14 protein-coding genes, 1 tRNA gene and 4 pseudogenes are annotated in these 19399 nt (G+C 50.6%); 9 read left to right on the forward strand and 10 right to left on the reverse strand.

The window, feature by feature from the left end:
* Window positions 1-28: 28 nt before the first annotated feature.
* Entirely contained in the window at window positions 29-460 is a 432-nt protein-coding gene (locus tag I6L32_RS01675; protein WP_113721932.1) for a helix-turn-helix domain-containing protein, read from the forward strand.
* A 103-nt stretch (window positions 461-563) separates the two neighbouring features.
* Here the strand turns inward: I6L32_RS01675 and I6L32_RS01680 are convergent.
* Together I6L32_RS01680 and vapB are read right to left on the reverse strand one after the other, a co-directional pair.
* A pseudogene (locus tag I6L32_RS01680) lies at window positions 564-1007 on the reverse strand (IS5 family transposase); the annotation flags it as partial.
* Between the two features lie 714 nt (window positions 1008-1721).
* Window positions 1722-1988, reverse strand: coding sequence for a type II toxin-antitoxin system VapB family antitoxin (gene vapB / locus I6L32_RS01685; protein WP_337464697.1), 267 nt, complete (start codon window positions 1986-1988; stop codon window positions 1722-1724).
* Between the two features lie 92 nt (window positions 1989-2080).
* Here vapB and umuD point away from each other — a divergent pair, with 92 nt between their 5' ends.
* The gene (gene umuD / locus I6L32_RS01690) at window positions 2081-2503 is read left to right on the forward strand and encodes a translesion error-prone DNA polymerase V autoproteolytic subunit (protein WP_216944563.1); all 423 of its coding nucleotides are present in this window, start codon (window positions 2081-2083) and stop codon (window positions 2501-2503) included.
* Between the two features lie 3 nt (window positions 2504-2506).
* A complete protein-coding gene (gene umuC / locus I6L32_RS01695; protein ID WP_216944564.1) occupies window positions 2507-3778 on the forward strand; it encodes a translesion error-prone DNA polymerase V subunit UmuC in 1272 nt (423 codons plus the stop codon).
* Window positions 3779-4050: 272 nt separating this feature from the next.
* Here umuC and I6L32_RS01700 read toward each other — a convergent pair whose 3' ends face one another.
* Entirely contained in the window at window positions 4051-5031 is a 981-nt protein-coding gene (locus I6L32_RS01700; RefSeq protein WP_216944565.1) for an IS5-like element IS5 family transposase, read from the reverse strand.
* 371 nt (window positions 5032-5402) lie between these two features.
* Between I6L32_RS01700 and istB the strand changes: the two are divergent.
* Window positions 5403-5954 (forward strand): annotated as a pseudogene (gene istB / locus I6L32_RS01705) (IS21-like element ISAeme17 family helper ATPase IstB); the annotation flags it as partial.
* Here the strand turns inward: istB and I6L32_RS01710 are convergent.
* Window positions 5945-6552, reverse strand: a pseudogene (locus I6L32_RS01710) (IS1595 family transposase); the annotation flags it as partial. The pseudogenes istB and I6L32_RS01710 overlap by 10 nt on opposite strands.
* A 1-nt stretch (window position 6553) precedes the next feature.
* Here I6L32_RS01710 and I6L32_RS01715 point away from each other — a divergent pair.
* Together I6L32_RS01715 and I6L32_RS01720 are read left to right on the forward strand one after the other, a co-directional pair.
* Window positions 6554-6729, forward strand: a pseudogene (locus I6L32_RS01715) (transposase domain-containing protein); the annotation flags it as partial.
* 116 nt (window positions 6730-6845) lie between these two features.
* Window positions 6846-8477: a methyl-accepting chemotaxis protein gene (locus tag I6L32_RS01720; RefSeq protein WP_103261767.1), complete on the forward strand. Its 1632-nt coding sequence runs from the start codon at window positions 6846-6848 to the stop codon at window positions 8475-8477.
* 366 nt (window positions 8478-8843) lie between these two features.
* On the opposite strand, the gene I6L32_RS01725 is transcribed toward I6L32_RS01720, so the two are convergent.
* The 5 genes from I6L32_RS01725 to I6L32_RS01745 all read right to left on the reverse strand — a co-directional run bounded on the left by I6L32_RS01725 (window position 8844) and on the right by I6L32_RS01745 (window position 12621).
* A complete protein-coding gene (locus tag I6L32_RS01725; RefSeq protein WP_103261769.1) occupies window positions 8844-9554 on the reverse strand; it encodes a hypothetical protein in 711 nt (236 codons plus the stop codon).
* A 22-nt stretch (window positions 9555-9576) separates the two neighbouring features.
* A complete protein-coding gene (locus tag I6L32_RS01730; RefSeq protein WP_162624661.1) occupies window positions 9577-10833 on the reverse strand; it encodes a relaxase/mobilization nuclease domain-containing protein in 1257 nt (418 codons plus the stop codon).
* An 89-nt stretch (window positions 10834-10922) separates the two neighbouring features.
* A complete protein-coding gene (locus I6L32_RS01735; RefSeq protein ID WP_134697309.1) occupies window positions 10923-11339 on the reverse strand; it encodes a hypothetical protein in 417 nt (138 codons plus the stop codon).
* Window positions 11340-11772: 433 nt separating this feature from the next.
* A complete protein-coding gene (locus tag I6L32_RS01740) occupies window positions 11773-12072 on the reverse strand; it encodes a hypothetical protein (RefSeq protein ID WP_134697308.1) in 300 nt (99 codons plus the stop codon).
* Window positions 12073-12213: 141 nt separating this feature from the next.
* A complete protein-coding gene (locus I6L32_RS01745) occupies window positions 12214-12621 on the reverse strand; it encodes an H-NS family nucleoid-associated regulatory protein (RefSeq protein ID WP_069785062.1) in 408 nt (135 codons plus the stop codon).
* 796 nt (window positions 12622-13417) lie between these two features.
* Between I6L32_RS01745 and I6L32_RS01750 the strand changes: the two genes are divergently transcribed.
* Window positions 13418-13693 (forward strand): transcriptional regulator, encoded by a 276-nt coding sequence (locus I6L32_RS01750; protein ID WP_109422697.1) that lies wholly within the window; start codon window positions 13418-13420, stop codon window positions 13691-13693.
* A 316-nt stretch (window positions 13694-14009) separates the two neighbouring features.
* Here I6L32_RS01750 and I6L32_RS01755 read toward each other — a convergent pair whose 3' ends face one another.
* Window positions 14010-14927 (reverse strand): IS5 family transposase, encoded by a 918-nt coding sequence (locus tag I6L32_RS01755; RefSeq protein ID WP_103261393.1) that lies wholly within the window; start codon window positions 14925-14927, stop codon window positions 14010-14012.
* A gap of 3029 nt (window positions 14928-17956) precedes the next feature.
* Here I6L32_RS01755 and I6L32_RS01760 point away from each other — a divergent pair.
* Both I6L32_RS01760 and ppk2 read left to right on the forward strand, forming a co-directional pair.
* A tRNA-Arg gene (locus I6L32_RS01760) sits at window positions 17957-18033 on the forward strand.
* Between the two features lie 456 nt (window positions 18034-18489).
* Window positions 18490-19314, forward strand: coding sequence for a polyphosphate kinase 2 (gene ppk2 / locus I6L32_RS01765; RefSeq protein ID WP_041214649.1), 825 nt, complete (start codon window positions 18490-18492; stop codon window positions 19312-19314).
* Window positions 19315-19399 lie beyond the last annotated feature (85 nt).

The following is a 19399-nucleotide window of genomic DNA, read 5'->3' on the forward strand; positions in this document are numbered from 1 at the left end:
CAAGCTATTTTAAAACGGTAATTTACGAATGATGTTAAGCGCAAAACAGAAACGGGCATTCACTTTAGCGATATCGCTTTTTTCAGAAAAACATGTTTCTGCAACAAAAATCATTGAAGATCTTGGATGTTCTGAGGCGACGCTAACCCGCAGCCTTCGAGATCTGCGCGAAACCTACAATGTTACTATCAAGTACAGCAAAAGCACCCACTCATATCAGCTTACAGACACGGGGAACTTAACAAAGAAAGATATCTCCCATATGAAAACGGCTATCGAAAAACACGATGCATCTGATATAAACGATGAAACAGTCAGCCTCACGAAAATCAGGAAACGAGCAGTTACCCTCTCCCTGACCAACGCTGCAATTTCCGAGCTGGATAAGCGAGCTGCTGCCGAGGGGAAAACACGCAGCGATATTGTTGAATCGTTGATAAAAAATTCTGCAATCATCTAAGGAAGGTGCGAATAAGTCACCAAACGCAAAAAAACGCCTATGTAAGTGATTGAATTTAATTGACTAAAAGTTTCATTTTCGTTGCAGAGGGTACTTATTCGCACCCTCCCTTGGTCTGATGCATCTGCGGATCGCGTTGCTGCTCTTTGTTCTTGGTCGAGCTGGGAGCCTCAATGATGGTGGCATCGACCAAGGTGCCTTGAGTCATCATGACGCCTGCTTCGGCCAGCCAGCGATTGATGGTCTTGAACAATTGGCGGGCCAGTTGATGCTGCTCCAGCAGGTGGCGGAAATTCATGATGGTGGTGCGGTCCGGCAAGGCGCTATCCAGGGATAACCGGGCAAACAGACGCATGGAGGCGATTTCGTACAGAGCATCTTCCATCGCGCCATCGCTCAGGTTGTACCAATGCTGCATGCAGTGAATGCGTAGCATGGTTTCCAGCGGATAAGGTCGCCGGCCATTACCAGCCTTGGGGTAAAACGGCTCGATGACTTCCACCATGTTTTGCCATGGCAGAATCTGCTCCATGCGGGACAAGAAAATCTCTTTTCTGGTCTGACGGCGCTTACTGCTGAATTCACTGTCGGCGAAGGGAAGGTGCTAACAAGTCACTTGGCACAAAAACACACCATTCTAAATTATTGATATTTAATGGCTAAACTTTTTAGTTTTGGCACATAGGGTACTTATTCGCACCTTCCCCAGGTAGTCCGAGGATTGCAGCAAGTGGAATACCCCATTTGACAAGTTCCTGGTGGAATACTTGGCCAGATAACTAACTGGATGAGATGCACCACGCCAGTGGTGCAACATAGAAAATTGCTATCGAGCTATCCTGTCTACCAGGGAGAGCAAGCGCCGACAGCTCTATGGACAATCCTCGCTATGCGAGAATGATGTAGCCACATCGTTACCTGTTAGGTGAGAGGGGTGCGCTTTATCTATATATATAAAAACAATCCCTCTCAGCTGTGCACCTCAGCTCTAGTGCCACCAAAACACCTTCAACGAATGGTCCAATGGAAACCACAGGTAGATAACTGGATCACATGCACCACGACCAGTGGTGCAACCTAGAAAAAATGGCTACTGAGCTATCCTGCCTGGGGAGCGAGTACCGACAGATCTATGAACAATCCTCGCTACGCGAGAATGATAGCCATAGCTATTCACCTTTTCAGGTGAGAGGGATACGCTTTATCTATATATATAAAAACAATCCCTCTCAGCTACGCAACTCAGTTACCGTGCTGGACCTCAGAGTTTCTCTCGCTCCTGGGCGGTTGGCTGCTCACATTCGGCCATGAAGTCGGCGCTCATACAAGGCTCATCAAACCACCTATCCCAGGACTCACCTACAGGTGTGATTATGCGAGTACGACCAACCACGACGATCTCAACATGCGTGACCTCATCTGGCAGGGCCACGGCCTCGGGCAGGTATACCCCCTGGCCACGACCACACCTAAAAACTGTTGATTCCATCACGCGTCCTATGAACACAGTACCATGTGAACCGAACATAGCTAATGGGCCCGGTATGTCAACTGACACCGGATGCACACGTTATGCAATACGGCTATACTGTATATAAAAACAGTAACCAGTGAGCCACCATGTTCGCCATCCCACATCCAACCCCGGACGCTCTAGAGCTGCCGCTTTTTCTGTCCCCTGTGGTTTGCGGCTTTCCTAGCCCAGCACAGGACTATATTGAGCAAACCATAGATCTGAACCAGATCTGTATTGAGCATCCCGCTGCCACCTTCTATGTCAGGGCCAGTGGCCACAGCATGGTGGAAAAGGGCATCAATGACGGGGATCTTTTGATCGTAGATAGGGCGCTCAAGGCCCGCCACGGCGCTATCGTTCTAGCCTGCCTTGATGGAGAATTCACTGTCAAACAGCTGCAAAAACGCCCGTTCCCTGCCCTGCTACCCGCCAATCCGGATTTCCAACCCATCCATCTATTGGACGGGCAGGAACTAGAAATTTTTGGCGTCGTAACCTATGTGCTCCACAAGACCAAACTGGGGTAAACCATGCCCAACGCCATTGCCCTCGTCGATGTGAACAACTTCTATGCGTCCTGCGAGCGCCTGTTTAGGCCAGACCTCAAGGGGCGCCCGATCGTGGTGCTATCGAACAACGACGGCTGCGTTGTGGCTCGCTCGGCAGAAGCCAAGGCGCTTGGCATCAAGATGGGTGTTCCCTACTTCCAGATCCGTCAGTTCTTCGAGGCCGTAGGCGGTGTTTGGTTCTCGAGCAACTACGCCCTCTATGGTGATATGTCACAGCGCGTAATGACCACGCTGGAAGGCATGGTGCCAACTGTCGAGGTGTACAGTGTTGATGAGGCGTTTGTTGAACTGAACGAATCATGGGCGGGAGACCTAACAGCATATGGTCGTCAGATCCGTGAACGAATACAGCAATGGACTGGACTCACAGTCGGCGTCGGGATCGGGCCAACCAAAACACTCGCCAAGCTGGCAAACTACGCCGCGAAGAAGTGGCCTGCGACTGGTGGAGTGGTTGATTTGCGTGATGAGGCACGTCGAGCGCGTTTGATGGCTATCACTCCGGTCGGGGAAATATGGGGAATAGGTAGAAAACTGACCACCAGGCTCGAAGCGCACGGGATCAATAGTGTGGCGGACCTAGTCGCTGTCGATGGTAAAAACCTACGGCATCGTTATGGGGTCGTTGTTGAGCGAACCGTGCTAGAGCTACGCGGCTATCCATGCGCCAACCTGGAGCAGGACACACAAGCCAAACAGCAGATCATCTGCTCCCGATCATTCGGTGAACGGATCACACACATGAATTCCATGCATCAAGCCCTCGCAGGATATATGGAACGTGCAGCTGAAAAACTCCGGGCAGAGGGAATGTGCTGTCGCCATGTCGCCCTATTCGTTCGTACCAGCCCCTTCAATGACAAAGAGCCCTACTACGGCAACCACGTGAGCACCAAGTTGGCTGTACCTACTAACGATACTAGGGCGCTGCTGGGACTGATCCACTCACTGCTCTCTCGTATCTGGCGGGATGGGCACCGCTACCAAAAAGGGGGCGTGATGCTAGCCGACTTCACTCCTATCGGCAGCCAGCAGGGAGATTTGTTCGACCATCATCAACATAAGCCCCGCAGTCAGGACCTAATGCAGATGATCGACCGAATCAACCAGGGACGATTAGGAAAAATTCATTTTGGATCTTGTGGGAGAGACAACAGTGATTGGATTATGAGGCGTGAAAAACTCAGTCCCCGCTATACCACAGCATTAGACGAATTACCCATTGCAAAGTGACAACCCGGATTTGCACTCAGCAAGGCGCTCTTGCGCCATCATCAATTCGCAACCGGTGATTCGGTCAACGCCTTTCACGTCACGCATTGGTGGTTTAATCACATGTCCGTTGAGCATTCCAGTTAGGGAAGGTGCGAATAAGCGGGGAAATTCTTCTCGGCTGACTCAGTCATTTCATTTCTTCATGTTTGAGCCGATTTTTTCTCCCGTAAATGCCTTGAATCAGCCTATTTAGACCGTTTCTTCGCCATTTAAGGCGTTATCCCCAGTTTTTAGTGAGATCTCTCCCACTGACGTATCATTTGGTCCGCCCGAAACAGGTTGGCCAGCGTGAATAACATCGCCAGTTGGTTATCGTTTTTCAGCAACCCCTTGTATCTGGCTTTCACGAAGCCGAACTGTCGCTTGATGATGCGAAATGGGTGCTCCACCTTGGCCCGGATGCTGGCTTTCATGTATTCGATGTTGATGGCCGTTTTGTTCTTGCGTGGATGCTGTTTCAAGGTTCTTACCTTGCCGGGGCGCTCGGCGATCAGCCAGTCCACATCCACCTCGGCCAGCTCCTCGCGCTGTGGCGCCCCTTGGTAGCCGGCATCGGCTGAGACAAATTGCTCCTCTCCATGCAGCAGATTACCCAGCTGATTGAGGTCATGCTCGTTGGCCGCGGTGGTGACTAGGCTGTGGGTCAGGCCACTCTTGGCATCGACACCAATGTGGGCCTTCATGCCAAAGTGCCACTGATTGCCTTTCTTGGTCTGATGCATCTGCGGATCGCGTTGCTGCTCTTTGTTCTTGGTCGAGCTGGGTGCCTCAATGATGGTGGCATCGACCAAGGTGCCTTGAGTCATCATGACGCCTGCTTCGGCCAGCCAGCGATTGATGGTCTTGAACAATTGGCGGGCCAGTTGATGCTGCTCCAGCAGGTGGCGGAAATTCATGATGGTGGTGCGGTCCGGCAAGGCGCTATCCAGGGATAACCGGGCAAACAGACGGATGGAGGCGATTTCGTACAGAGCATCTTCCATCGCGCCATCGCTCAGGTTGTACCAATGCTGCATGCAGTGAATGCGTAGCATGGTTTCCAGCGGATAAGGTCGCCGGCCACTACCAGCCTTGGGGTAAAACGGCTCGATGACTTCCACCATGTTTTGCCATGGCAGAATCTGCTCCATGCGGGACAAGAAAATCTCTTTTCTGGTCTGACGGCGCTTACTGCTGAATTCACTGTCGGCGAAGGTGAGCTGATGACTCATGATGAACCCTTTTTCATGGCTCCAGATGACAAACATGATCTCATATCAGGGACTTGTTCGCACCTTCCCTAGGCCAGATCAAAGATGAACAGTTTAAACTAAGGCGTGACGTAGCAGCCTTGACGTTCGTAACACCTGATCAGTTTGAACAAGGCCGCGCAGCAATTGATAGCTGCATTGCTAAACAATTTGGCGAATTGAACAGTAAGTTAGAGGCTGTGGCGGAGTCTCAGAAAAGATCGATAAGTGGGCTACGAGCCATAGTTGTTTTAGGTATATTGGTGTTGGCTGGAGGTATCGGACTTCTGACTATGAACATGGTTTAATTTTCAGATTACCATTCAGTTTTTAATTGTAATCAATAAGTTGGCTTCGGCTTTGCCAGTGGCGCACCTCGCAGCCAGTTGCAGGAGTTGGCCAGCCTAGCTTTTATAGAGCGTAGCGAAAACATAGTGCTGCTGGGCCCAAGCGGAGTGGGCAAGACGCATCTTGCCATCGCACTGGCCTATCGGGCTCTGATGGCTGGCATCAAGACCAGATTTATCAGCGCAGCAGACCTGATGTTGCAGCTGCAAGCAGCTCAACGACAGGAGCGGCTTAAAGCCTACTTCAGCCGTGTCGTGATGGGGCCGCGTTTACTGGTGATCGATGAGATAGGCTACTTGCCGTTTGGGCGTGAGGAAGCAAACCTGTTTTTCAATGTGATCGCCAAACGTTATGAGAAAGGGAGCCTGATCTTGACGAGCAATCTGCCCTTTAGCCAGTGGGCCAGCACCTTTGCCGATGATCAGACACTGACGGCAGCTATGCTCGATAGACTGTTACATCATGCACACATCGTTCAGATCAGCGGTGAAAGCTATCGTTTGAAAGAGAAACGCAAAGCGGGGGCCACACCCAAAACCAATCCTGATTACCCATGACCCTCAGCCAGCTTCAAGAGCCGATATGGCATCGGAGGGCTTGCCACGACTGCATGCCCCAATTCAACCAACATGCTCTTGAGGTCAAAACGATGATTAAACCGGAAGCAGTATTCCGCAAGATGCCTTGGTAAATGCTTCGCTCCGAGCTTATGACAGCTGCCCCGCAGCGAGTTTTTCACATTTCCTATCATCGTGTTTACCCAGTTGAATGCCGGATGATCCAGCCAGTCCAGGTTGCCCCCGGTGACAACACCCAGGTGCTCACAATTGGCCTCCTTGACCGCTTTGAAACAGGCCAATCCATCGGATATCACCGCGCTACCACTGGCAATATGCCGTTTTGCCCAATCAGCAATGACGTTTTGAAACCATCGACCACCGTCATCCGCATCTTGATTGGATGCCCTCCCTTGTTCAGGGCCACTGCTGCCACAAACGGCGTCTTGCCTGCCACGCCCCGACCCCGTTTGCCACCACGGCGCTCGCCACCTCAGTAGACATCATCGAGCTGAATGATGCCGCTGATGGGCTGCTTGTCATCGGACTCTTTCATGGCTTGCAGCAGCTTGTGCTTGAGCATCCAGGCGGTGTCATATTACTCGTTGCTGGAGACCGCCAAAGCCAATCAACTGGAGCCGTCAGCGTATATCAATTATGTGCTGCGCGGATCGGCGAAGCGGACAGCCTGGAAAAGCTGGAAGCGCTGCTACCGTGGAATGTGGCGCTGGAGCCGATTTCAAAAAAAGTGGTGCAATACAACGAAGGCAAGTAGGTCGATTTAACGGCGCTTACGGTGTATGCTACGCCGCCCCCGGTGACGACACCATTACGGTGTCAGGCTCCATGGGGCGCTATATAGGTACAGATTCAGGTCATGAAGGGGCAAGTATGTCCATACAAGGTTCGTTGAGAGCACAGTTACTGGCGTTGTTGGGCGGAAGTATTCTTCTTCTCGTCATCATCTCGTTGTTATGTTTCCGTCTGCTGGAGCACGGGGTCGAAGATTATCAATCCCTGGTTAACAGCACGCTGCAAGAGTCGACGCTGGTTGAGCGGGCCAATCTGGAGTTCAAGAGCCAGGTTCAGGAGTGGAAAAATGTCCTGCTGCGCGGCAAGGATCCGGAGGCTCTGACCAAGTATTGGACCCGGTTTGAAGAGCAGGAGCGTGCGGTCAACCAGACGCTGGCGCAACTGAGCCAGTTGGCCGGGCAGTGGCAGGATCAGGAGTTGGTTGCCCAGGTGCGGAGCCTGAGTGATGAACATCAGAAACTCGGGCTGGCCTATCGTCAGGGCAAAGAGAAGTTTGTTGCCGCTCAGGGCGACCCGACTGTGGGGGATCAGGCGGTGAAGGGTATCGATCGGGCAACCAGCGAGCAGATGGAGGCTCTGGTCAAGCATCTGCATGAAGAAGGCAATCGTCAGGCCCAAGCCATTAGTGAGGAGACCCGCAGCCAAGCCATTCTCGGCGTGGTATTCCTGATTGTGGCGTCATTACTGGTGGGGGTGCTCAGTCTCTGGTTGGTGAATCGCCAACTGCTGGTGCCGATCAAGGCGCTCACCGACTTCATTATCCAGTTGAGCCATGGCAAGTTTGATCGACCCTTTGCGCTGCAACGGCAGGATGAACTAGGTGCCCTGGCCAAGGCCGCCAATACCCTGCGCGATTTCTTGGGGACGACCTTTTCCCAGCTCAAGTTGAGTGGCGAGCAGCTGGATAGTGCCAGCCATGAACTCAAGGAAATCTCAGGGTTGATGGCCAAGGGCACCCAGGATCAATTCTCCCGCACCGATATGGTGGCTACCGCGATGCACGAGATGTCGGCGACGGCGCAGAATGTCGCGGAGAATGCCGCATCGGCCGCCCAGGCGACGGATCAGGCGGACCATACGGCTCACGAAGGCGAGCAAGTGATGCAGGACACCATAGGCGGCATTGCCCAGATGGGTAAAGAAATTGACAACACGGCTGGCGTTATAAAACAACTGGATGAAGATAGCCGCCGCATCAGTACCGTGCTGGAGGTGATCCGTTCCATTGCCGAGCAGACCAACCTGCTGGCCTTGAATGCGGCGATTGAAGCGGCGCGGGCCGGTGAGCAGGGTCGCGGCTTCGCCGTGGTCGCGGACGAGGTTCGTACCCTGGCCAAGCGCACGGCGGACTCTACGGCGGAAATCAACCAGATCATCGCCAAGGTACAGCGTGGCACCCAGGAAGCGGTACAGGCGATTGGTAGTAGCCAGCAACTCAGCCAGCAGAGTATCGAACAGGTGACGGTCGCGGGTCGCAAGTTGCAGAGCATCACGAGCTCCATCAGCCAGATCCACGGCATGAACCAGCAGATCGCCACCGCCGCCGAGGAGCAGACGCTGGTGGTGGAAGATATCGCCCGCAACCTGGTGGATATCAAAACCATCGCCACCGAGAACGAAGAGAACGCCCACCGCACCCAGGGTGCCAGCGACCAGTTGCATCAAACCGCGGTCGACCTCAACCGCGCCATGCAAAAGCTGATGGCCTAAATCAAAACCGGGCCCCGCGGATAGCGGGGCCCGGTTTTTCCTAAACAGATGCAAACGGCTTCCCCTAGCGCATCCCAGGGCGGGATCGCACTTTGTTAATGAAATTTCTGATTACCCATGACCCTCAGCCAGCTTCAAGAGCCGATATGGCATCGGCGGGCTTGCCACGACTGCATGCCTCAATTCAACAAACATAAAAATCAAACAGGCTGTAGCCTTTCTGGAATTGGACTTTGCTTTTGGCCATGATCTCGTACCTCAGTAACTGTACGTAAGATCAGTATAGCTCGTGGTGACTGCTAATCATGGGTAATCAGGAAACCAATTAACCCCATGTCCGGGTGGATCACTTTTCAATCGGCGAAATTAGCCAGAGTGGATCAGTTTTCGGTCGGCGTTGACACGTAACAAATTTTTATATTTACCTTTAGCTTTATCTCGAGAGGCTTTTTCTAACTTACTTTGTTTAACATTCATACCTTCAGTGCAAAAGTAAAAAAGAACTCTCTCAGCACAATATAGGTCACATTTCTCTTTTTCTGAGAAAGGTACTTTTTCATTGCTTCTTTTCAGGGCATATAAAAGCAGATCAAGTATCTCAGATAGACATCCTTTCTTACGAAAACGCTCCACTTTCTCATACTCTATTTCATACTCATCCTTCTCTACGCTACATTCCTCAACCATAGGAATAGCATCAATAATCACACCAATAAACTCACCGACTTTCCGACCCGGTATAAAACCATAGCAATCACTATACTGCTCATCGTCGCCTTTACTACGCTTAATCACAGGAGAACCACCAAGGAACCCACGCCTCATATTTTCCATATAAGCATACTGGACCAGTCGTTGCTGCTCCTGGACCCAAAGCTTTGCATTTTTTGCGTCAGCCTCGGTTAACTCTTTTATAAGTGAAAAGTCAGAATCTACATCAACTGTACCTAGGTGAACATTTACAGCCCTATACCTACGAACACATTTACCTGAACTGAGCTCCAGCTCTTCCAGTACACTCACGGTTTTGCTAAATGATACTGTTCTAAGATTTGCATTCAACCTCATGTTAGCCATGCCACACCTCTCATTATTATTGTTATTTTATGTTTTTTTCTTTAGTTTGTTCATGTGATATGGGATCCCCATACCAATCAGCAATCCATTCATTGTTCGTCAAAATTTCATTCTTAAGTTTTTCTCTGTCTAAGAAAAACATGTTTGGCTTATCAATAGTATCTTTTTCTGAGTTGATATCCTGGACATATCCATCAGGAATCAATGCGTTTGATCCTACATGAACGCTCTCCAGCCCTTTCCTAAAAATTGTAGCCAAAACGTCTTTCAACAGTGATCGTGCATTTGATATAAAACTATCTGATGGTTCTTCGATTGATAGCAAAACAAAATCCAATCTTAGAAGCCGGAAAAAGAATGACGATGTACAATATGTTTTTTTATCCACAAATGACGGCACCACTTTTTTCATCTTGGCATATTGTTTTTTAGTACAACGAATCAATGCAGTAAATAGTATAACCTTAAGCTCGCTTAATTGATTTGATTCACCTAATTGCAAATTTAAATCATCTCGCCGAGGTGAATATTCAATGCCCTGGTCGAGCAGCTTAGACCAGGTAGCCCGCAATCTCTTAACCTTAGACCCTGATATCCATTTCTTACCGTCTATACTATAACAAATACCTTTTGGCTCGTGATTATCTGCTCTCCTCACCCTGACCATTACATTATGCTCACGCAACCCAGTGACAAATTCAGTCATGTTGTTTGGCTGGTTTTTAAAAACCACGTCCATTGCATCCCTAATTATACAGGCGGGATCATGCATAGCATGAAAGCTCCCTCTACCACGGCCATTTTTAATATTGACTATGCTATACTCATGACCGAAATTTGCTTCAGGACTTTTACAGTTCGCCAATCCCAATTCAATTTCTATTTTTCGAGCAGCGTCAACTCCCCGAGCGTAGTCATTACTATCATCAACTAAGGTTCTGTCTAGTTTTACTCTACATGCCACAACATGTACATGTAGAGACCTTGTATCGCGGTGTATAACAGATGTCCATCGAGTATCGCTACCATATCCCAGTTCAATCATTAGCAGCCTAGCTGCAACTAGACATTGATATGGCGTTAATGATTCATCGGGGCTTAATGATAGTGAATAATGTGCACATAGTTGGTTTCCTGTGCCTGCATACAATGATGCCTGCATATTCAACTCCATGAGTAGTGGCCCGATGTCATAATCAGAGACCTCACCTCTTTCATTCAATGTAATATTTGGTCTATTAATTACACCACCACCGAGATGATAAACCTGTGATGGCATGGATTTTCGTTTCCTACCAATATGTATAGCTCGGTAAATATAAGACAGTCTGTACTGGAAGTTTTGGCCGAACCTGTGTTTTTCAAAATTCATTTCAACTTTACTCCAATCAGAGCTTTTTCAATTCCTATAAACAGAGAATTTATAGATGAGAAAGCCTGCATCACTGGAGAGTTATCACTACTGTCAGTAATAAATTTATAAACGTCACTACCGACCTCAGCTTGTCTAATCAACAAAATGATTTGATTTAAATTCGATGATATATTGTATACCCCCTCGAGCAATCTCACACGATCATCATATGAAAAATCTGGTGAGATATTACTGTCTGGTTCCCGGAGAGCCAAAAACCGAATCAGGCTAGACTTTTTGGGAATACCATAGGTTTTACTATGCTTAGTTAAAACTCGTTGCTCAGCGGCATTAAATGAGATTCGGAGTATTAAACTGCGTTTTTCGTCAGCTGATTTTTGGGGCCTACCTGAGCGTGGTTTTATGTTCATTATGCGCACCTTTATAATAATTATTAGTAGTGTTATGCGTTTTATTTTTCAAACCAACCTATTTAATAGACATTAAAACATAGCTGGTTTAGCGTTTTTTCAAAAAACATACAATAAATTTATACGAAGTCACATTCAGAAGTGAGCTAAATTATTCGGTGATATTTAATGCTCACTCTAATTATAGTATTGCAAACACTAAATATAATATCAACAATTTTTTGAGCTAAATTATTAATTTAACGACTAACGTTATCTATGGCATTGGCGAAAGTTAATATTTAAAATATGAAATTAACTAGACTTACATGGTGAATTTAGTTTTCTTCTGTGAAATTAAAACTATGACATAGGCTGATTAAAGTTATATAAAAAGACATGCTCTCATCCTATGACAGACATACCTTTTCTAGAACTAGCCGAACCAATGATGTCATATAAGCTCAAGACTGTGAGATAAAATCCTCCCAAATGATTGATCATCAACATAACCCGCATGATCATTTTTACGCATATTTTTTATCTGACTCAGCACAGTAAAAAAGCACTCCTCACATAGATGCACCTCATATGCCGCACCATCATTTTTCGAACCATAACCCCATTTTGCAGTCAGGGCTCCAAACTGAGGATTATACAAATTTGGGTTCATATGTGGGGTTGTGCTTTTATGGCATACGTCACACTGAATATCAGCTATAACCTCAACCTCTTTTGTGGTCATTATTTTCATCGAACACTCGCGATACATGTAGAGTAATGGACGAATAGCATTAACAAAAATGTCTCATGCCACCCTAAACAAAATTTATTATAGTAGAATGAATAAAAAAAGCAGCCTTACGGCTGCTTTCAATACCACTATAATTGTGGATTAGATCAGATAATCCTCTAAGGACTTTCCGCTAGCAACGCCCTCAGCGATGGCTTTCGGCATACGGCCCTGACCAGTCCAGGTTTTTTCCTGGCCATCTTCGTGATACTTGTACTTTGCGGGGCGCGGCGCTCGCTTGGACTTTTCCATTCCGTCAGCTTTCGACGGAGCAGCACTACCAACCAGTTCGCTGGGGTCAATCCCTGCGTTTTTCAGCATCTCGCTGAACTCCGCCAGCTTACGCAGACGTTCAGCGTTTTCTTCCTGATATCGGAGCTCAGCAGCCTCACGCTCTGCAAACACCTCATCAAATTTGCTCTTAATCTCGACCAGTTGTTCGAATGGCAGTTCACGCAGAGCAGCCCGGAGACTACGAATGTTCAGCAGTGTTTTGATAAAATCATTCATGGATATCACGCCTAAAAAGTTATTTGTTTATCGCCTAGCATTATCTCCTAGCTGTAGTTTGGTGCCAATATTTTTCGATAAATTATTTGAGTTGCACAGGGAGGGTATGTTTGTTCGTTCAATGTGTACTGTATGCAATCCTCTCACCGGAGATCGACCTTCAACGGGTTCCATTAGTTACTGCTAGACTAGTTTATTCATGCTGGCAGGGATCTGGTGATGACGACAATCATTCTGCTAAGGAAGGTGCGAATAAGTACCCTATGTGCCAAAACTAAAAAGTTTAGCCATTTAATATCAATAATTTAGAATGGTGTGTTTTTGTGCCAAGTGACTTGTTAGCACCTTCCCTAGGACAAGGTGGAGTTTCCACTGTCTATGTCGTTAACAAAGAAAAGAGCTATACGATAACCTAATGTCAGTCAGCTCAGCTTGGCTGACATTGTTTTACTGACTGTTTTCACCGCCCCACTTCTGTGATCCAACAGTAACAATTCATCGATAGCTTCAAGATTCAACAGCAATACCTGATTCCGCGACCATATACCTATCACCACATCAATCTCACACCATTATCGGTAGTGAGAAATGGAACAACGCAGCTCTCCTACAACTGGTATAGCTGCTGGCGGCATAGCCGCAGCAAACACGAAAAAACTCCATTGGAGCCCGTTCGTAGACACCTCAACCCACACCGGTGATACTGCTCATATCTTGCACAGAACTTAGCCACTTACGTTCAGCGCAAAATGACTTTTTCAGGACCCACTCCAGCGAGGGTTCTTTTGAGGTAGCCATGGCACGCAAGCTTGATGATATATTGACCACAGAAATGCCCGACGTTGTCACTCAGGCCAGGGAAAAAGCAGATCTAATGCGGCTGGAGATTCATCTCACCCAACTGCGTGAAATGCTGACCCAGGCTGGCACCGAACCCATGATTTGCGATCAAGATCTATCAATAGAGGACGTTACACTGATGGACCTTAAACGCTGGGTCGAGGCTGCTGGGGGAAAACTACAGCTCAATGTTGAAATGCCAAACGGATCTCAGATCTCGTTTGCCGTTTAACTAGAAATCCATCTCTGCACACCGTAGCAATTATCGGCGGACAACAGGGAGATCTGTACCTCGGTGATCGCAGGGGCACACATCATCGGTATCGTGAAATGGAGTTTTGACCCAGGCAAACATCGATTGTCGGCTGACAACGAGGTGATCTGCACCAGAGCGCCAGTAGGCTGGAACTGCTACAGGTAGCGTGAAATGGAATTCCGCCCCTGGTAAACATCGATTGTCGACTGACAACGGGCTGATCTGCACCAGAGCGCGGCGTTGTTGATCAAATCCGTCGCTGGATGGCCGTTCCCCAACCCGTTGATACCACTCAATTCACTGGCTGGCGAACAGGCATACCAAGCCCTATCAGCTTGTTCATCACCTTCACGCCAGCCAGGATTTCGCCCACCTGGGCGTTGTAGTTCCGCAGGCTCAGCGTTGGCCCGATGAGTTGCTTGAACCGGTACATGGCGGTCTCGGCTATCGAGCGCTGGTGATAGCCGGAGTCTTTCTTCCATTGCTTCAGTTCACCGGCCTTGAGCGCCGTCACCGCCTCGTTGCGGGGATGGCCTTCCTCCCACGGTGCCGCATTTTTTCTCGGCGGTATGGTGGCTTTCGCCCCCTTCTTCTTCAGTAGCGCATGACAGGCCTTGGTGTCATACGCACCATCGGCGCTGACCTGTTTTATCTTGCGTCGTAAGGGGTTGAGCAACGTCGGTAACACCTCGTTATCCGCCACCGTCTCCAGGCTGACTTCGGCAGCGATGACCGCATGGGTTGTGGCATCCACCGCCAAGTGGAGCTTGCGCCACACTCGTCGCTTCTCCTTGCCGTGTTTGCGAATTTTCCATTCGCCTTCGCCATAGACCTTGAGGCCGGTGGCATCAATGACCAAGTGAGCCACCGGGCCTTGGCTGGGGAGGCGGTACTTGATGTCGACGGTCTTGGCGCGCTTGCTGATACAGCTATAGTCCGGCGACTGCAAAGGCACCGCCATCAGTTGGAACAACGAGTTAATGAAGCCTTCTAGCGCCCGCAGCGGCAACTTGAACAAGCCTTTTAGCATCAGGGCCGTCTCAATGGCGGTGTCACTGTAGTGGAAACCTCTCCCTCGGCGGCCATGGTGGACCAGGCAATGCCACTGCTTAATGGCTTGTTCGTCCATCCAGATGGTCAACGAACCGCGTTGCACCAAGGCTTGGTTGTACTGCTGCCAGTTGCTGATCTTGTGCTTGGACTTGCCCATCTGATGCTCTCGGAGACTGCGCTACAGGATCAGATCACCGAGATGACAGATAGTTCCCCGATTTGAGCAACAAGGCCCCAGAGCGCCACTAGGCTGGAACTGCTACAGGTAGCGTGAAATGGAAATCTGACCCCAGCGAACTCGATTGTCGGCTGACAACGGGGTGATCTGAGCCGGAGTGCCCGCTGGCCCGAACTGCTACAGGTATCGTGAAATGGAAATCTGACCCCAGCGAACTCGATTGTCGGCTGACAACGGGCTGATCTGCACCAGAGTACCCGCTGGCCCGAACTGCTACAGGTATCGTGAAATGGAATTCCGCCCCTGGTAAACATCGATTGTCGACTGACAACGGGCTGATCTGCACCAGAGTACCCGCTGGCCAGTACTGCTACAGGTAGCGTGAAATGGAATTATCACCCTGGCAAACATCGATTGTCGGCTGACAACGAGGTGATCTGCGCCGGAGTGCCAGCTGGCCGGAACTGCTACAGGTAGCGTGAAATGGAAATCTAACCCTGGCAAACATCGATTGTCGGCTGACAACGAGGTGATCTGCGCCGGAGTGCCAGCTGGCCGGAACTGCTACAGGTAGCGTGAAATGGAAATCTAACCCTGGCAAACATCGATTGTCGGCTGACAACGAGGTGATCTGCGCCGGAGTGCCAGCTGGCCGGAACTGCTACAGGTAGCGTGAAATGGAAATCTAACCCTGGCAAACATCGATTGTCGGCTGACAACGGGGTGATCTGAGCCGGAGTGCCCGCTGGCCGGAACTGCTACAGGTAGCGTGAAATGGAAATCTAACCCTGGCAAACATCGATTGTCGGTTGACAACGAGGTGATCTGCACCAGAGCGCCAGTAGGCTGGAACTGCTACAGGTAGCGTGAAATGGAATTCCGCCCCTGGTAAACATCCATTGTCGACTGACAACGAGGTGATCTGCACCAGAGCGCCAGTAGGCTGGAACTGCTACAGGTAGCGTGAAATGGAAATCTGACCCCAGCGAACTCGATTGTCGGCTGACAACGGGCTGATCTGCACCAGAGTACCCGCTGGCCCGAACTGCTACAGGTATCGTGAAATGGAATTCCGCCCCTGGTAAACATCGATTGTCGACTGACAACGGGCTGATCTGCACCAGAGTACACGCTGGCCGGTACTGCTACAGGTAGCGTGAAATGGAAACCTGGCCCTGGCAGACAGTGATTGTCGGCTGACAACGAGGTGATCTGCACCGGTGTGCCCGAGTGCGGAACCGCTATAGGTATCGTGAAATGGAACCCTCGCTGCTGACTGGCTGCGATTGTCAGCTGACAACGGGGGATCTGCACCTCAGTGGCCGCTGACAACCACATTATCGGTATCGTGAAATGGAACCCTCGCTGCTGACTGGCAGCGATTGTCAGCTGACAACGGAGTGTTCTGCACCTCAGCCCCGCTGACAACCGCATTATCGGTATCGTGAAATGGAATTCTGACCCTGGCAGGCAGTGATTGTCGGCTGACAACGGGCTGATCTGCACCAGAGTGCCCGCTGGCCGGAACTGCTACAGGTATCGTGGAATGGAATTCTGACCCTGGCAGGCAGTAATTGTCGGCTGACAACGGGCCGATCTGCACCTGAGTGCCCGCTGGCCGGAACTACTATAGGTATCGTGAAATGGAACCCTCGCTCCTGACTGGCAGCGATTGTCGGCTGACAACACGCTGTTTTGTGCTGCTCGACATCGGGGCTTATCAGCTATAGGTATCGTGAAATGGAATTTGGCTCATTGCAGGCAGCGAGTGTCGGCTGACAACACGCTGATCTGTGCATGAGTACCCGCTGGCCGGAACTGCTACAGGTATCGTGAAATGGAAATCTGACCCCAGCAAGCTCGATTGTCGGCTGACAACGGGCTGATCTGCACCAGAATACCCACTGGCCCGAAGTGCTACAGGTATCGTGAAATGGAACCCTCGCTGCTGACTGGCTGCGATTGTCAGCTGACAACGGGCTGATCTGCGCCGGAGTACCCGCTGGCCCGATGTGCTACAGGTATCGTGAAATGGAATTCTGACCCTGGCAGGCAGTAATTGTCGGCTGACAACGGGCTGATCTGCACCAGAGTGCCCGCTGGCCTGAACTGCTACAGGTATCGTGGAATAGAATTCTGACCCTGGCAGACAATGATTGTCGGCTGACAACGAGGTGATCTGCACCGGTGTGCCCGAGTGCGGAACCGCTATAGGTATCGTGAAATGAAACCCTCGCTGCTGACTGGCTGCGATTGTCAGCTGACAACGGAGTGATCTGCACCTCAGCCCCGCTGACAACCGCATTATCGGTATCGTGAAATGGAACCCTCTCTGCTGACTGGCTGCGATTGTCAGCTGACAACGGGCTGATCTGCACCAGAGTGGCCCGCTGGCCTGAACTGCTACAGGTATCGTGGAATGGAATTTTGACCCTGGCAAACATCGATTGTCGGCTGACAACGGGCTGATCTGCGCCGGAGTACCCGCTGGCCCGATGTGCTACAGGTATCGTGAAATGGAAATATGGCCCTGGCAAACAGTGATTGTCGGCTGACAACAGGCTTATCTGTGCCTGAGTACCCGCTGGCCGGAACTACTATAGGTATCGTGAAATGGAAATCTGACCCTGACAGGCAGCGATTGTCGGCTGACAACGAGGTGATCTGCGCCAAAACCCAAATAGGCCGGAACTGCTACAGGTATCGTGAAATGGAACTCAGACCCTGGCAAACAGTGATTGTCGGCTGACAACGGGCCAATCTGCGCCTCGGTGGCCGCAGGCGATCCAATTATCGATATCATGAATGGCAAAAAGGGCACTACATAAGCCTTAATGAGGTCAGATTGGAGTTAGCAATCGAGGACTAAAAATCATTTTTTGCCGTGTGGTGGCTCCCTACCAAAAAATCTGAACAACAAGCACCCAATCAGGCTAAAAAAGAAGCTTTCCGACAGAAAATCTACGCAGCTGTTTATTTTTATTAGTATTTTTATATAATGCACGCACGTCCCAGTGGCACAGCTGGATAGCGCGCGCCCCTCCTAAGGGCAAGGTCGCAGGTTCGAATCCTGCCTGGGACGCCATCTCGTAACCTCATTTCACCCCCAATAATGCATTTGCGCATGCGTTGCAAGCATTATTTTGCGCTATTTCAGCGCTATTCAAATCCAAAAATACACTTAAATCATTGTTTTTTAACGATATTTTTTATTTAAAAGCTCTTATAACCATCCCCTCCTAAGGGACAGGCCACTGGTTCGACTCCAGTCGGGAACGCCATACACAGCAAGGGGCTGGCATCGTCATGATGCCAGCCCCTTGTGCGTTTCTGCGCCATTTCCCCTGCATCCATGGCGGCCAGGTCCCGCCCCCCTCTTCAATGTCTCACTGCCACCAACAACCCCGCGAGCCCCACCAAAGATGATCCCGGCCATCCCCCTGTAGTTGCCACTCCCGGTGGCGGCACACCGTCATCTACCCTTGAAGGGCGCCGTCCGGCAGGACGGCCCTCCATTCGCCGAGACACAGAGAAGGACATCATGGGCAGCAAACGAAAATCCAGAACGGAAGAACCGGTCGTGGCCGAGGCGCAAAAGCCCCTTGGCAACAAGGCATACGAAAAGGCGCTGCGCCTCTTGCACGTGGAGCTGGTCAGGCTGCAGCAGTGGGTGGTGCACAAGGGGCTCAAGGTCTGCATCGTCTTCGAGGGGCGTGACGGGGCCGGCAAGGGGGGCACCATCAAGGCGATCACCGAGCGGGTCAGCCCCCGGGTCTTTCGGGTCGTCGCACTGCCCGCCCCCACGGAGCGGGAGAAGAGCCAGCTCTACTTCCAGCGCTACATCCCCCATCTGCCAGCGGCGGGGGAGATCGTCATCTTCGATCGCAGCTGGTACAACCGGGCCGGGGTGGAGCGCATCATGGGTTTTTGCAGCGAGGAGGCGAGCGACAAATTCCTGGCTGGCACCCCCATGGTGGAAAAAGCCCTAGTGGACTCTGGCATCATTCTGCTGAAGTACTGGCTGGAGGTGACCCCACAAGAGCAGGAGCGGCGGCTGCGGGATCGCATCGACGATGGCCGCAAGATCTGGAAGCTCTCCCCCATGGACATCAAGTCCTTCGATCGCTGGGATGATTACACCCGGGCGCGGGATGCCATGTTCATCGCCACCGACACCGCCTGGGCCCCCTGGTTCGTGGCCCACTCCGAGGACAAGAAACGGGTGCGCCTCAACATCATCTCCCACCTGCTGGCGCACATCCCCTACGAGGCGCTGCCGGCGGAGCCGGTGAAGCTGCCCAAGCGCAAGATAGGCAAAGTCAAACCATCGGAGCACCCACTTCGCATCGTGCCAGCCCTCTTCTAGCCAGAGGGGGGTGAGCCCTGGCTCACCCCCTTTCCCTTCCTGCCCCAAGGGGTAACAGGCGCTGCCGGTATCACCCAATGGCTTG

Source organism: Aeromonas sp. FDAARGOS 1402, from assembly GCF_019046925.1.
GTDB lineage: Bacteria > Pseudomonadota > Gammaproteobacteria > Enterobacterales > Aeromonadaceae > Aeromonas > Aeromonas caviae.

Coding starts and splice junctions, on each gene's coding strand:
- I6L32_RS01675 (WP_113721932.1), top strand. CDS start 29: ATGATGTTAAGCGCAAAACAGAAACGGGCATTCACTTTAGCGATATCG.
- vapB (WP_337464697.1), bottom strand. CDS start 1,988: ATGTTCGGTTCACATGGTACTGTGTTCATAGGACGCGTGATGGAATCA.
- umuD (WP_216944563.1), top strand. CDS start 2,081: ATGTTCGCCATCCCACATCCAACCCCGGACGCTCTAGAGCTGCCGCTT.
- umuC (WP_216944564.1), top strand. CDS start 2,507: ATGCCCAACGCCATTGCCCTCGTCGATGTGAACAACTTCTATGCGTCC.
- I6L32_RS01700 (WP_216944565.1), bottom strand. CDS start 5,031: ATGAGTCATCAGCTCACCTTCGCCGACAGTGAATTCAGCAGTAAGCGC.
- I6L32_RS01720 (WP_103261767.1), top strand. CDS start 6,846: ATGTCCATACAAGGTTCGTTGAGAGCACAGTTACTGGCGTTGTTGGGC.
- I6L32_RS01725 (WP_103261769.1), bottom strand. CDS start 9,554: ATGGCTAACATGAGGTTGAATGCAAATCTTAGAACAGTATCATTTAGC.
- I6L32_RS01730 (WP_162624661.1), bottom strand. CDS start 10,833: ATGCCATCACAGGTTTATCATCTCGGTGGTGGTGTAATTAATAGACCA.
- I6L32_RS01735 (WP_134697309.1), bottom strand. CDS start 11,339: ATGAACATAAAACCACGCTCAGGTAGGCCCCAAAAATCAGCTGACGAA.
- I6L32_RS01740 (WP_134697308.1), bottom strand. CDS start 12,072: ATGAAAATAATGACCACAAAAGAGGTTGAGGTTATAGCTGATATTCAG.
- I6L32_RS01745 (WP_069785062.1), bottom strand. CDS start 12,621: ATGAATGATTTTATCAAAACACTGCTGAACATTCGTAGTCTCCGGGCT.
- I6L32_RS01750 (WP_109422697.1), top strand. CDS start 13,418: ATGGCACGCAAGCTTGATGATATATTGACCACAGAAATGCCCGACGTT.
- I6L32_RS01755 (WP_103261393.1), bottom strand. CDS start 14,927: ATGGGCAAGTCCAAGCACAAGATCAGCAACTGGCAGCAGTACAACCAA.
- ppk2 (WP_041214649.1), top strand. CDS start 18,490: ATGGGCAGCAAACGAAAATCCAGAACGGAAGAACCGGTCGTGGCCGAG.